The sequence below is a fragment of the Actinoallomurus soli genome (assembly GCF_024055715.1).
Lineage (GTDB): Bacteria > Actinomycetota > Actinomycetes > Streptosporangiales > Streptosporangiaceae > Actinoallomurus > Actinoallomurus soli.
This window is the reverse complement of the sequence record NZ_JAMXMV010000035.1, coordinates 57,013-68,059: the sequence shown is the minus strand read 5'-3', so window position 1 is coordinate 68,059 and position 11,047 is coordinate 57,013. Positions and strand designations below refer to the sequence as shown.

The following is an 11,047-nucleotide window of genomic DNA, read 5'->3' as shown; positions in this document are numbered from 1 at the left end:
GTCCGGGGGGCCGCCCCCGCTGTTCGAGGCTGCCAGACTGTCGTCGAGAGGTGATTCAGGGATGAAGGACAACGAGATCCTCGGTCATATCAACGACCTGGTGGAAGAGGAGCACACGCTCCGCGAACGGCTGCAGAAGGGAGACCTGACCGCCGACGAAGAGCACCAGCGGCTGCGCACGGTCGAAGAGCAGCTCGACCAGTGCTGGGACCTCCTGCGCCAGCGCAGGGCGCGGCGGAACGCCGGGGACGACCCCGACGGCGCCCAGTCCCGGCCGACCGGCGAGGTCGAGGGCTACCTCCAGTAGTCAGTCACCGACCGGCCAGGTGTGCACGGGCGCGTTCGTGTGCATGTGCTCGACGTAGCGGCGCGTCATCAGCCGGAGCGCCTCCGCGCGGTCCGCGCCGGCCGCGCTCGCCGCGCGGACGGACGCGACCTGCCAGGTCGCGCCGTTCCGGCCGGTGACGCAGCGCTGCTCGATGATGCCGAGCAGCCGGTCCCGGACGACCGTGTCGACGCCCCACCCGTCGAGGCCGGTGACGGCGAGGGGCAGCAGGTGCTCCAGCACCAGCTCGGTGACCGGCACCTCGCCCACACCGGGCCAGTAGACCCGGGCGTCCAGGCCGAACCTCGCACCTCGGCGCGCGTTGTCGGCGGCGGCCGCGAAGGACATCCGCTCCCACACCGGGCGCTCCTCCTCCGCCAGGGCCCGGACCAGGCCGTAGTAGAAGGCGGCGTTGGCCATGATGTCCGCGACGGTCGGCCCGGCGGGCAGGACCCGGTTCTCCACGCGCAGGTGCGGGCGGCCGTCGACGACGGCGTACACCGGGCGGTTCCAGCGGTAGATCGTGCCGTTGTGCAGCGACAGCTCGGCCAGCTCGGGCGTCTCGCCGCGGGCCAGGACCTCCAGGGGCTCTTCGGCCTCGCACATCGGCAGGAGTGAGGAGAAGTAGCGGGAGTTCTCCTCGAACAGGTCGTACGCCGAGCCGATCCAGCGTTCGCCGAACCACACCCGGGGCCGTACGCCCTGGGCCTTCAGCTCCTCCGACCGCGTGTCGGTCGACTGCTCGAACAGCGGCAGCCGGGTCTCGCGCCACAGCTCCTTGCCGAACAGGTACGGCGAGTTCGCGCCGACCGCGACCTGCACGCCGGCGATGGCCTGGGCGGCGTTCCAGCAGGCCGCGAAGTGCTCCGGGCGTACCTGCAGGTGGAACTGGACGCTCGTGCACGCCGCCTCGGGCGCGATGCAGTCCGACGAGGTCCGCAGCAGTTCGACGCCCTCGATCTCCAGCGGCAGGTTCTCCCCGCGGGCCGCGAGGACCTGTTCGTTGAGCAGCCGGTACCGCGGGTTGGTCGACAGCGTCGCCTCGCTGACGTCGGACTCGCGGAGCGTCGGCAGGATGCCGATCATCATCAGTTCGGCGCCCACCGCCCGCGCCCGCCCGTCCGCGTGGTTGAGGTTGTCACGGATGCTCTGTTCGAGCATCGCGAGCGACTTGGCGGCCAGCGACCCGGGCGGCATGTTGATCTCGATGTTGAACTGCGCGAGCTCGGTCGCCCACGAGCCCGGATCGGCGATCGACTCCAGGACCTCCGCGTTCAGCATCGCGGGCAGACCGGTCTCGTCGACGAGGTTGAGCTCGACCTCCATCCCGATGCTGGCACGGTCCTCCTCGAACCGGCCGTCGCGCAGCATCGCCGACAGGGCCTCCAGGCAACGCCGGACCTTCTCCCTGTAGCGCCGCCGGTCCTCTTTGGTGATGGCGACCGCCGCCACATCCCTGCCCATGCCAACCCTCCGGGAATGTTCGTCTGGCCGTTCCCGAAGGAGGGCATACCCCTACCCGAGGAAGGTAAGGATCGCGTCCCGGTCTTTCGCGACCGACGTGGCGAGAGTCTCATAGCGGGCCCGGTGCTCCCGGAAGGCGTCCGCGATCTGCCGCGTCTCACGGATCAGGCGGTCCTTCTCCCGTACGGCGTTCTGCGCGGCCGTGCGACGGGCGAGCCGCTGCATGATCCACAGGATCGCGCCGCCCGCGGCGACCACGGCGGCGACGATCGCCAGGCCGACGAGCCCGGCGGCGAGCGTCCCGATGAGGGCGGAGACGCCGGCACCGGTCATCGCCAGACCGGCCCAATCCGTCCTCGATCCGGTCGCGTACTGGGCGTCGATCCCGGCCTCCGGCTTCGCCGTCGAGTCCGGACCGTCCGGACCGATCGACAGGCCGAAGCCGCGCACCCGGACCTGGATCCGCGCGGGGAGCGGACGGGACGCCTTCTCCGCCAGGTCGTCGGCCGCCTCGGCGATCCAGCGGCGCCCCGCGCGCAGGGCGAGCAGGCGCAGCGCCGGTGATCTCCCGTCGAACATGTCGCCGCGCAGCAGGGCCCGGGTCGCTCCTCCCGGGGAGTCCCAGGCCTTCGGCGGTGCGGCGGCGCCGTTCTCGATGATCTGCCGCAGCTCCCAGGCCCGGGCGATGAGCGGCGCCTCGTCGGGGCTGCCCTCGTCGACGAGCGTGACCAGCAGCTTGGCGAACTCCGACGGACCGGCGTCATCCGCGCCGCGGGGCGGGGGCTCGGCCGCGGGAAGGGCCTCCTCGATCAGAGCCCGCAGGCGGGCGAGACGCGCGGCGTCCGCCGCGGGCGCGGTCAGGGCCGGCTGGTCCCGCAGGATCCGCGGCAGGCGGGAGGTCTCCCCGCTCCCGCCCGTGGAGGAGATCTTCTCGGCCCACGCCCGGCCCTCCGCGGTGGCGGCGGCGGCCGGAAGTTCCTCGACGAACTCGGCGAGGCGGCGTTCGACGTGGGAGCGTCCCGGCTCGCCGAAGACCCCCTCGGCGCAGGCGACCCACAGCCGTCGCTGCACGTGGGTGACGGTCTCGCCGAGGGGCGGCAGGGTCCGCGCCAGCCACGGCACGGCCTCGGCGTCCCGGCCCGCGACCGCGAGCGCCAGCGTCAGGAACAGGGCGGTCCGCGCCTCGTCGCGCCGGCTCGCCTCGGCGGCGCGGGTTTCCGCGCTCACCGCGTCCCCGCGGAGCAACGCCGACAGGGCCTCCGCGGCCGGCCCCAGCCAGTAGCCGGGGCAGTCGGTCAGGTCGAGGCGGGGCGGGCCGGCGGCGTCCCGGGCGAGCGAGCGCAGCAGCCGCCGCGTCTCCTTGCGGACGGCGGCGTCCCGGGCGAGCGAGCGCAGCAGCCGCCGCGTCTCCTTGCGGACGGCGGCCTCCCGGTCGAAGACCGCCATCTCCGTCCGCAGGTCCGACAGCTCCACGAACGCGTCGAACGACCGGGACAGCCGGTCGATCCGCCGTTCCAGCGTGCCCTGCACCTCCGTGAGCTTCGACTGCAGCGTCCGCGAGTTGCGATCGGCGTACTCGTACGCCGCGCTGACCTCCTCCCGCAGACCGCGGATCTGCCGGTCCTGCCGCGCGTCGGTCCACCAGTCGTCGCTCACGCCGCCTCCCGCGCCGTCGATGTCCTGTCGCCCGAAGTCCGACGCACGGCACCGCCCGCCCGTTCCTCGGGAACGAGCGGGCGGGTGGAGGGGACCGCTACATCCGCTCGGGGGTCTCCACGCCGAGCAGTTCGAGGCCCTTGCTGAGCGTGCGCAGGGTCAGCGCGCACAGCGCCAGCCGCGACGCCTTGGTGGCCTCGTCCGGTGCCCGCAGCACCGGGCAGTTCTCGTAGAACGTGGTGTACGCCGAGGCCAGCTCGAACAGGTACGCGCACAGCCGGTGCGGCTCGGTCGTCTCACCGGTCTGCCGCAGCGCGGTGCCGAACCCCAGCAGGTGCAGGGCGAGGGCCCGCTCCGCCTCGTGGTCGAGGACGATCGGCCCCGCGGCCTCCTCCGGGGTCAGCCCGCCCTTCCGGAAGATCGACCGGATCCGCGCGGCGGCGTACTGGAGGTACGGCCCCGTGTTGCCCCGGAAGGAGATCATCCGGTCGAAGTCGAAGATGTACTCACTGCCCCGGGCGACCGAAAGGTCGGCGTACTTGACCGCGCCGATGCCGACGGCCTCGACGATCCGCCGCCGGGTCTCCTCGTCGAACTCCTCCTCGTGCGGCACCTCGTCGAACGCCGCTCCGGCCCGCTCGACGGCCTCGTCCAGCAGCTCCGTCAGCTTGACCGGCTTGCCGCTCCGGGTCCGGAAGATCTTCCCGTCGGGGCCCAGGACGTTGCCGATCTGGGCGTGCTCCGCGCTGACGCTCTCCGGCAGCCAGCCCGCCATCCGGGCCACGGCGAAGACCATCTGGAAGTGCAGCGCCTGCTGTGCGCCGACGACGTAGATCATCCGGTCGACGTCCAGCTTGTCGACGCGGTACCGGATCGTGGCCAGGTCGGAGGTGGAGTAGTTGTAGCCGCCGTCGCTCTTGCGAATGATCACCGGCAGCGGGTCGCCCTCCCGGCCGGTGAACCCGGGCGGGAACACGCACAGCGCCCCCTCGCTGATCTCCGCGACGCCCTTGTCCCGCAGCTCGTCGGCGGTGACGCCGAGCATGTCGTCGTAGAAGCTCTCGCCCCGGATGTCCTCGTCGGTGAGCGTCACGCCGAGCCGGCCGTAGACCGTGTGCAGGTAGGTCTTCGACAGCTCGACCAGCCGCTCCCAGTGCCGGATCGTGTCCGGGTCGTGGGCCTGGAGCTTCACGACCCGCTCCCGGGACCGCTGGGCGAACGCGGCATCGGAGTCGAACCGCTGCCGCGCCATCTGGTAGAAGGCGTTCGGGTCGGTCTCCGGGAGCCTGGCCTCCGCCGAGCCCTCACCGACCTCGAGCAGCAACTCGATCAGCATGCCGTACGGCGTGCCCCAGTCGCCGATGTGGTTGTCCCGGATCACGTGGTGACCGACGAACTCCAGCACCCGCGCGAGCGCGTCCCCGACGATCGTGGTCCGGAGGTGACCGACGTGCATCTCCTTGGCGATGTTCGGCGAGGAGTACTCCACGACCGTCGTCTGCGGAGCCTCCGTCTTCTCCACCGCCAGCCGCTCGTCACCGTGCATGGCCTGCGCCTGCCCGGCGATCCACTCCGGGCTGAGCGTCAGGTTCACGAACCCCGGACCGCTGATCTCGACCTTCGAGCACACGTCGGACACGTCGAGATGCGCCACGAGGTCGGCGGCGATGTCGCGCGGCTTGCGGCCGAGCTTCTTGGCGAGCGGAAGCGCGACGTTGGCCTGGAAGTCGGCGAACTGCGACGGGCGGATCACCGGGTCGGCGTCGGGCTCTCCGAACGCCGCCCCGAGGGCGGCCTGGACGCGGGCGGCGAGAACGTGCTGCGGGTCGGACATCGGGATCCTTGTGAAGTACGGTTCGGCAGCTGCGGCTGCGACGTCTTAAAAGCCTATCGGCGACCGGCCACAGCCCTATCCGAATATCCGCCTCCGCCGTACGGGCGCGCCGCCCGGCCCGGCCGCGGGGCCCGCGCCGGCCCGCCGAGCCGGGCCATGTCGGCCTTCGCCGGATGGGCGCCGCCCGGCCCGCGTCAGCCGGTCGAGCCGACGACCGTGAACTCCAGCCCGGCGCGCTGCAGGCGGGTGAGAAGGGCGTCGCCCATCGCCTGGGCCGTGGTGACCTGACCGGCGGTCTCGGGCAGGTCGTCGAAGGCCAGGCACAGCGCGGACTCGGCCAGCATCTTGGCGGTCTCCCCGTAGCCGGGATCGCCGCCGGAGACCTTGGTCACGACCTTACGGCCGCCGCCCTCCCCGGCGAAGTGCACACTGAACCAGCTCCTGGCCCGCCGCTCCGCCGACGGTCCGGTGCCGGGCGTGAAGCGGTCGAGCAGCCGGTCCCGTACGGGCCCGATCCGGGCGGCCGCCACCAACCCGGCCGCCCCGGCGGCCACGCCGGCGGCGGAGGCCAGGTGCCGTACGGCGGCGAAGTGGCCGTAGGAGAAGTCGGGCCCGTAGCGGTCGAGGGCGGCCGCGGAGCGCCGGACCACGTCGGGGTCGATGGTCGGCAACGGCAACGCCCAGGCGCCGAGCCCGGCGATGCGGTGCGGACGCCCCTGAACGGCGCGGATCCGGCGGCCCGGCACGGGCGGCTCCGCCGCTCGCCGTCTGCGGTGAACCTCGGCCGCCTCACGCATGCGGGCCATCACGGTGATCGCGGAGTGGACGGTTCCGCCCGACGGCGCGCCGCCGACCCGGACGTACCCGCGCACGCTCAGCGGGACGCCCTCGGGCAGCCGCCGCACCGTGAAGTAGACGCCGAGGTCGTGCGGCACCGAGTCGAACCCGCACGCGTGCACGAGCCGCGCCCCGGTCTCGGCCGCCCGCGCGTGGTACTTCAGGTACATCAGGTCGACGAACTCCGACTCCCCGGTGAGGTCGACGTAGTCGGTGCCGGCCTCGGCGCACGCGGCCACCAGCGGCTCGCCGTAGGTCACGTACGGGCCGACCGTGCTGATCACCACCCGGGCGGACTCGGCGATCTCCCGCAGCGAGGCCCGGTCGGTGACGTCCGCGCGCAGCAGCGGCAGATCCACGCCGAGGCGGTCGCGCAGCGCCTCCAGCTTCGCGGTGTTCCGCCCGGCCACCGCCCACGTCCCGGACCCGTGCGCCGCGAGGTACTCGGCGGTGAGGGCGCCGGTGAACCCGGTCGCGCCGAACAACACGATGTCAAAGGGCCGATCCATGGGCCTCCCTCGGTCGCACGTACCTGCTTGCTTACCGCGTGCGCCGGACGTGGGAAAGCACCCTGCCCCGACTGTGGCACACGTCGCACCAAGACGGGCTGACAACCGCCCCGCCGCCGGAGGCGTCCTGTGGGGCGGGCGGTCGCTTCGCCCGTAGGAGGCTCACGGTGGACGAGGTCGTACTGCGTAGACGGGGATTCGGTTTTTCGCCGGACCGGCCGCTGCAACTCGCCGGGTACACGCTCGGCTTCGCCGGAGTGATCGGCTTGGCCGTGATCATCAACGGACCGGATGCGCTGAAGATCGTTCCGGTCTGGATCGTCATGATCTCGGCCTTCGTGCTCTACCCGCAGAAGGTCCTCACGGCCGGCCGCGACGGCGTCTCGATTCTGAGCCGCGGCGGTCGCAGCGGCCTGAGCTGGGACCGGATCACGGGATTCGTCGTCTTCGGCGGGACCGGCGGCAAGGTCACGGTCGGGATCCGCACCGAGCCGGATGACGTGCCTCCCCGCCGTCCCTGGATCTGGCCGGCGGAGCTGATGCGCCGGATCGCACCGGTCCCGCGCCTGCGGGTCCCAGACCGGAATCGACCGTTCGCGTTCGCCTACGAGACGGTCTGCGGGGGGACGCAGGCGGACGGATTGGCCGACCGGTTGCGGAATCTGACGTCGGCGCCGGTCGTCGAGGTGCGGAACGCAGACGCGGAACCCTACGCCGTACGGGCGCCGTTCCGGTCGGTGGTGCCGATCGCGGCCTTCCTGGTGGCCTGGAACGGCGTGATCGGGACGGTCTGGGCCGTGGTCGCCCTCGAACAGGATTCCCGCGCTTTGATTCCGCTGGGCGTGATGCTCATCGGGGCGTGCCTGATCCTGGCCGAACAGCTCATCCCGCGAGCGGCCCTCCTGGCGGACGGGGCGGGGCTCCGGTTCGGGGAGGAGTTCCTGGCCTGGGACGAGATCCAGGCCATCGGACTGGGCGCGGCAGCGGGCGGCACCGAACTGACCATCCGGACCACCGCCGCGGCGGCGCTCGTGGAACCGGAGGTACGACGCAGGCTCACCGGAACGCACGTCGACCCGGCACGTCTGGCGGCAGCCGTCCCGCCGGGGATCACCGTCGACCACGCCACCGTTACGTGACCGCCTCGACGATCCGGCAGCGTACGAAGGGACCACGCGCGAGCGGATCAACCGCCCGAAAGCGGCCTATAGCCGCAGGCATCACCGAGCATCCTGGCCACGCCTCTGGACGGCCGGCTCAGACATCGTCTGCTAGGTGCAACCTGTGCATCGGGCCAGGGCTTGCCGTCGTTGTTGACGGAACGAAAGACGCAACAACGACCGAACGTAGGCCGCAGCGGCGGCAGAGTGGCAGCAACGACGGCGAAGCAGATGCCGACCGGCGTGCGGCTCGGCGGATCCTCATTGGCTCCGCCGGGGTGGACCGTCGTCAGAGCCCTTTCGTGGCGGGCGGCTGCCAGCCCGCGAAGGACGGAGCGGCGCATCACCGCTGCACGCTCCTTTCGCTCGGCTGCTTCGAGCACCGCAGTGCCGATCGCGGCCGAGCGGGCGCCGCCGCCCTCGGTGAGAACCTGGACTGCGTGCTCACCGGCCCCACGACGGCATCAGCGACCGCGGCGCCGGGTCGCGATCATCGTGGCGAGCAGGGCCAGGGACTGCTCGTCCGGTGAGCCGGGCCGGGCGTGGAGGACGGTGAGGACCTGGCCGTCCTCCAATGGCATCGCGTGGAAGCGGAGGCTGATCACGCCCAGCTCCGGGTGCCGGAACCTCTTGGCGCCCGCCGTGGTGGTGCGGACGTCGTGGCGGGCCCACAGTTCCCGGAACTCCTGGCTGTGCAGCGACAGTTCACCGATGAGTCCGGTCAGCTCGGGATCGTCCCGCTCGGTTCCGATCCGGGCCCGGAAGTTGGCGACCGTGTCCGCCGCCACCCCGTTCCAGTCCACATGGGTCTCCCGTGTCGCGGGGTCGAGGAACACCGCCCGCAGCAGGTTCGTCCCGGGCACGTAGCAGGGGGCCAGCTCGCACGCCAGGGCGTTCGACCCGACGACGTTCATCCGGCGGCTGGTCACCGTGGCCGGTGTCGTCGTCCAGGCGTCCAGCAGTTCCTGCACGGTGTCCGACACCCGCTCGCGGGTGCGCGTGGCGGTCGGTGCCGGGCGGGCCAGGGCGTACAGGTGCTCGGTCAGTTCCTCGTCCAGTCGCAGCGCCCGGGCCAGCGACTCCAGGACGCTCTCCGAGGGGCGGTGGCCGCGTCCCTGCTCCAGGCGCACGTAGTAGTCCGCGCTCACTCCGGCCAGGAGGGCCAGTTCCTCGCGCCGCAGCCCCGTCACGCGGCGGCGGGCGTCGCCGGCGGCGTCGTCGAAGCCCACGTCTTCGGGACGGACCAAGGCGCGGCGGGCCCGGAGGAACTCGGCGAGAGCGGCGTTGTCCATGGCCTCAGGCTATGGTCGGCCGTCCGGTACGAGGGTGGCCCTGTGATTCCCAGTCATCGGCCACCGATGGTGGGGCGGCGTGGTCCGGCGACAGCATGGCGGTGTCGTGGACGAGAGGAGATCCACCATGCGAACGGTCACCGGCTGGGCCGCCCCGGCACCCGGGTCGGCGTTGGCGCCCTGGCGCTTCGAGCGCCGTGACCTGCGCCCCACCGACGTCGCGCTGCGGGTGACGCACGCGGGGGTGTGCTTCACCGACCTGGACCACGTGCGGCCCGAACCGGGACACGAGCGGCCGGACATCTTCCCGCTGGTGCCGGGCCACGAGATCGTGGGTGAGGTGGTGGCCGTCGGCGGTGCGGTCACCGGCCTCCGGGCCGGCGATCCGGTCTGCGTGGGGAACATCGTCGATTCGTGCGGGGTGTGCGAGGCCTGCCGCAGCGGTGATCAGGAGTTCTGCGCGGAGTTCCCGACCCTGACCTACGCGGGGCGCGACCGGCACGACGGCTCCCTGTCCCAGGGCGGATTCAGCGACGAGTACGTGGCCGACCAGGCGTTCGTCTACCGGCGTCCCGAGGGGCTCGACCCGGCCGGGGCCGCGCCGCTGATGTGTGCGGGGATCACCACCTGGGTGCCGCTGCGGCGGTGGGAGGTCGGCCCGGGGCAGACGGTCGGCGTCATCGGCCTCGGCGGGCTCGGGCACGTGGCGGTGAAGCTGGCCAAGGCGCTCGGCGCCGAGGTCGTGGGCTTCACCACCTCACCCGCCAAGGCGAAGGACATGCGGGAGCTCGGCGCCGACGACGTGGTGATGTCGACCGACGCCGAGGCCATGGCCGCGCAGCGCGGGCGGTTCGACTTCATCCTCGACACCGTGCCCCGAGCGCACGACCTCTCGCCCTACCTGACGGCGCTCCGCTTCGACCGGACCCTGTGCACGCTCGGCATCGTGCCGGAGCTGTCCTTCACGCCTCAGGCCCTGCGGTTCGGACGCAAACGGCTGGCGGGCGCGGGCAGCGGCGGCATCGCCGACACCCGGGAGATGCTCGACTTCTGCGCCGCCCACGATGTGACCGCGACCGTCGAGGTGCTGCCCGTGGCGGAGGTCAACACGGCACTGGACCGGCTGGCCGCGGGCGACGTCAAGTACCGGTTCGTCCTCGACCTCATGTCCTGACGACGACCACCGGTGTCCGGGTGGGCGGCGCGTCAGGGCTCGGGGTGATCAGGAGCAGGCACCGCTGTGTCAGGTTCGCCGTGATTGCGGCGGGAGAAGCGGTTCTGGCGGGTGGCGGCGAGGCCGACCGCCCGTCAAGCGGGCATGTCGACGACGAGCCCGACACCTGCGGCGGCTTCCGCCAATCGCTTGTCGTACGTGACGAACGAGGTCAGTTGTGTTCGGATTCGCAGGGCGGTGGCGAGGTGGATGGCGTCAACGCTTCGAACGGTGACAGGTCGGATCGTCTGCGCGAGGATGCGGATACTCGGCTGGAGTTCGACCACCTCGATGAGGTCGAGTACCGGATGCAGACGCGCCGCCGCCTCCGGTGCGTACCGCGCCAGAGCGCGGAACGATTCGATTTCCAGCAGCGCGGAGCTGATCCAGCCGGTGTCGGCGCGGGCGTCCAGCCAATCGCGAAGTGCCTGGGACTCCGCCTCCGCATGAACGAGTTTTACGACCGCTGCGGAGTCGAGGTAGATCATCCGCGCTCTTCGTCGCGAGCGGCGGCGAGTTCTGCCGCGATGTCGACACCGTCCGGTTCGCCCAGAGGCATCCGGAGAACGGCGCGGCGCATCTCTGCTGCGCGTTCCTTCCGCATGGCGGTCTCAAGTACCGCATGGCGAATCGCGGCCGAGCGTGAGCCGCCGTCCCTGGTGAGAACCTCGAGGGCGTGCTCAGTCTCCGAGTCGGTACGGATGGTGATCGTGTCTGCCACAAGACGAGTGTAAGACATTACGTCTTACGTTCGCGT

10 protein-coding genes are annotated in these 11,047 nt (G+C 71.9%); 3 read left to right on the top strand and 7 right to left on the bottom strand.

Annotation, left to right across the window (positions count from 1 at the left end; translation table 11 throughout):
- Positions 1–307, top strand: a 307-nt coding sequence (locus NDW01_RS40500; protein WP_308211875.1) for a DUF2630 family protein, incomplete at its 5' end; no start/stop codon positions are given.
- On the opposite strand, the gene NDW01_RS40495 is transcribed toward NDW01_RS40500, so the two are convergent.
- The 4 genes from NDW01_RS40495 to NDW01_RS40480 all read right to left on the bottom strand — a co-directional run bounded on the left by NDW01_RS40495 (position 308) and on the right by NDW01_RS40480 (position 6,625).
- Positions 308–1,789, bottom strand: a complete 1,482-nt coding sequence (locus tag NDW01_RS40495; RefSeq protein ID WP_252829844.1) for a glutamate--cysteine ligase family protein — start codon at positions 1,787–1,789, stop codon at positions 308–310.
- Between the two features lie 51 nt (positions 1,790–1,840).
- The gene (locus NDW01_RS40490; RefSeq protein ID WP_252829843.1) at positions 1,841–3,445 is read right to left on the bottom strand and encodes a hypothetical protein; all 1,605 of its coding nucleotides are present in this window, start codon (positions 3,443–3,445) and stop codon (positions 1,841–1,843) included.
- A 97-nt stretch (positions 3,446–3,542) separates the two neighbouring features.
- Positions 3,543–5,279, bottom strand: coding sequence for an arginine--tRNA ligase (argS, locus tag NDW01_RS40485; RefSeq protein ID WP_252829842.1), 1,737 nt, complete (start codon positions 5,277–5,279; stop codon positions 3,543–3,545).
- Between the two features lie 194 nt (positions 5,280–5,473).
- A complete protein-coding gene (locus NDW01_RS40480) occupies positions 5,474–6,625 on the bottom strand; it encodes a saccharopine dehydrogenase family protein (protein ID WP_252829841.1) in 1,152 nt (383 codons plus the stop codon).
- 167 nt (positions 6,626–6,792) lie between these two features.
- On the opposite strand from NDW01_RS40480, the gene NDW01_RS40475 reads away from it, so the two are divergent.
- On the top strand, positions 6,793–7,764 hold the full coding sequence (locus NDW01_RS40475) for a hypothetical protein (RefSeq protein ID WP_252829840.1): 972 nt from the start codon (positions 6,793–6,795) through the stop codon (positions 7,762–7,764).
- A gap of 485 nt (positions 7,765–8,249) precedes the next feature.
- Here the strand turns inward: NDW01_RS40475 and NDW01_RS40470 are convergent, their stop codons facing one another.
- Complete coding sequence (locus tag NDW01_RS40470; RefSeq protein WP_252829839.1) at positions 8,250–9,077, bottom strand: helix-turn-helix transcriptional regulator; 828 nt, start codon at positions 9,075–9,077, stop codon at positions 8,250–8,252.
- A 127-nt stretch (positions 9,078–9,204) separates the two neighbouring features.
- Between NDW01_RS40470 and NDW01_RS40465 the strand changes: the two genes are divergently transcribed.
- Positions 9,205–10,251: an NAD(P)-dependent alcohol dehydrogenase gene (locus NDW01_RS40465; protein WP_252829838.1), complete on the top strand. Its 1,047-nt coding sequence runs from the start codon at positions 9,205–9,207 to the stop codon at positions 10,249–10,251.
- Between the two features lie 134 nt (positions 10,252–10,385).
- Here NDW01_RS40465 and NDW01_RS40460 read toward each other — a convergent pair whose 3' ends face one another.
- Entirely contained in the window at positions 10,386–10,778 is a 393-nt protein-coding gene (locus tag NDW01_RS40460) for a type II toxin-antitoxin system VapC family toxin (RefSeq protein WP_252829837.1), read from the bottom strand.
- On the bottom strand, positions 10,775–11,011 hold the full coding sequence (locus NDW01_RS40455; protein ID WP_252777980.1) for a hypothetical protein: 237 nt from the start codon (positions 11,009–11,011) through the stop codon (positions 10,775–10,777). Before NDW01_RS40455 ends, NDW01_RS40460 begins: the two co-directional genes overlap by 4 nt.
- Positions 11,012–11,047: the final 36 nt, after the last annotated feature.

Coding starts and splice junctions, on each gene's coding strand:
- NDW01_RS40495 (WP_252829844.1), bottom strand. CDS start 1,789: ATGGGCAGGGATGTGGCGGCGGTCGCCATCACCAAAGAGGACCGGCGG.
- argS (WP_252829842.1), bottom strand. CDS start 5,279: ATGTCCGACCCGCAGCACGTTCTCGCCGCCCGCGTCCAGGCCGCCCTC.
- NDW01_RS40480 (WP_252829841.1), bottom strand. CDS start 6,625: ATGGATCGGCCCTTTGACATCGTGTTGTTCGGCGCGACCGGGTTCACC.
- NDW01_RS40470 (WP_252829839.1), bottom strand. CDS start 9,077: ATGGACAACGCCGCTCTCGCCGAGTTCCTCCGGGCCCGCCGCGCCTTG.
- NDW01_RS40465 (WP_252829838.1), top strand. CDS start 9,205: ATGCGAACGGTCACCGGCTGGGCCGCCCCGGCACCCGGGTCGGCGTTG.
- NDW01_RS40460 (WP_252829837.1), bottom strand. CDS start 10,778: ATGATCTACCTCGACTCCGCAGCGGTCGTAAAACTCGTTCATGCGGAG.